Raw genomic sequence first — 1,630 nt, 5'->3', positions numbered from 1 at the left:
TTGTGTTATAATTTTCATAACATGAACACTCCTCGATTAATTGTTAGTTAGCACTTCAATTATACCGAGTTTCCAGTGTTCATGCTTTTATTTTTACTCTAAACCCTTGTAAGACAAGTAATGAGAATGAATTTTAGTGTTTCAAGTTTTAGTTCAATAACATCTAATCCTATTCAATTTAAATTCAATTCGTTAAATGCATACTGCAAAATAATTCTAAGAGCATCTTTTCCATAACCTTTATTTCGATTTTCTGCTTCTCCAATTCCAATCGATAAGAGTGCAGAACGGTTATTCCATTCAATGCTGTGAATTGCTACGAAACCAACTAAATTATTATTCCCGAGAGTTCTTACTCTAAATTCGGTATTGCTGCTACTGGTATTTACTTCCTCTGAATTTAATTCATTTGCGGATTTTGGTATGGCTATGTCAGTGTCAACATTTCGCAGAAATTCTGCATCTTCATACCATTTTTCCATTACATCAGCATCAGCATCATTAGGTTTCTGCGCTGTTAGTTTTAACAGATTGCCATAAAAAATTTGATTGTTCATGTTTCGCAAAATCTCCCTTAATTTTTTATCACTTCACTTGTATAAAGGCATTTTCTCAATTTCATATTAGGTTTAAAAATTAAGCAAAAAAGTATACGGTGAAAAAAATTGTTTTTCAAAACCCATCGTATTAAACTTATTATACAGAAGATTTTTATAAAAGGAGTAGATTAATTTATGTCTTTGGAAGCTGTAAAAAAATATTTTCAACAATGGGACAGGCAAGGGGATGTTCTTGAACTTCCTTTATCCAGCGCCACGGTAGAACTGGCAGCAAATGCGCTGCATGTAGAACCGGAGAGAATTGCCAAGACGCTTGCGTTCAGGGGCGCGGGTGAAGAAGAAGCCATGCTGGTAGTTGCAGCGGGTGATGCCAAAATTGACAATAAAAAATTCCGCCATACATTCGGTACGAAAGCGCGGATGCTGGCGCCGGAAGAAACTTTGGCACAAACCGGCCATGCTGTGGGAGGCGTCTGCCCGTTCGGATTAAAAAACAATTTGCCGGTTTACATGGATGTTTCACTTAAACGGTTTACAACCGTATTTCCGGCATGCGGGAGCGGAAACTCTGCGATTGAACTGACATGCGATGAGTTATATACATATGGCAATGCAGTCAAATGGGTGGATGTATGCAAAGGCTGGCAGAAAGATTCATACGGCCAGGAAGCCATCTCCTAATTTAACAAATCCCCTAAAGCTAAAAACCGCGCGCCTGGTCGTTCATAAGGGGAATGAAAGCCCGCAGCGGGAGAATATCCACGTTTCCGGTCGTTCATAAGTGTAATGAAAGCCCGCGGCGGGAGAAAACCCGCGCGCCTGGTCGTTCATAAGGAGGATGAAAGCCCACGGTGGAAGAAAACCCGTGTGCGCGGTCGTTCATAAGGGGAATGAAAGCCCGCAGCGGGAGAAAACCCGTGTGCGCGGTCGTTCATAAGTGTGATGAAAGCCTGTGGTGGAAGAAAACCCACGTTTTTGGTCGTTCATAAGGGGAATGAAAGCCCGCGGCGGGAGAAAACCCGTGTGCGCGGTCGTTCATAAGTGTAATGAAAGCCTGCGCCGGAAGAAAA

Annotated in this window: 2 protein-coding genes; one reads left to right on the top strand and one right to left on the bottom strand. The window is 41.5% G+C overall.

Annotation, left to right across the window (positions count from 1 at the left end; translation table 11 throughout):
- Positions 1-173: 173 nt before the first annotated feature.
- Positions 174-557 (bottom strand): GNAT family N-acetyltransferase, encoded by a 384-nt coding sequence (locus tag C232_RS19065; protein ID WP_018665541.1) that lies wholly within the window; start codon positions 555-557, stop codon positions 174-176.
- Between the two features lie 177 nt (positions 558-734).
- On the opposite strand from C232_RS19065, the gene C232_RS0118225 reads away from it, so the two are divergent.
- Positions 735-1,241 carry a YbaK/EbsC family protein gene (locus C232_RS0118225; RefSeq protein WP_018665540.1) on the top strand — a complete coding sequence of 169 codons (507 nt, stop codon included), beginning with the start codon at positions 735-737 and terminating at the stop codon, positions 1,239-1,241.
- Positions 1,242-1,630 lie beyond the last annotated feature (389 nt).

This window comes from Heyndrickxia acidiproducens DSM 23148, assembly GCF_000374345.1.
In the GTDB taxonomy this organism is placed as follows: domain Bacteria; phylum Bacillota; class Bacilli; order Bacillales; family Bacillaceae_C; genus Weizmannia; species Weizmannia acidiproducens.
This window is presented reverse-complemented; position numbering and strand designations above follow the sequence as displayed.

Excerpts from the sequence above, each read along its gene's own strand:
- C232_RS0118225 (WP_018665540.1), top strand. The coding sequence starts at position 735 with ATGTCTTTGGAAGCTGTAAAAAAATATTTTCAACAATGGGACAGGCAA.
- C232_RS19065 (WP_018665541.1), bottom strand. The coding sequence starts at position 557 with ATGAACAATCAAATTTTTTATGGCAATCTGTTAAAACTAACAGCGCAG.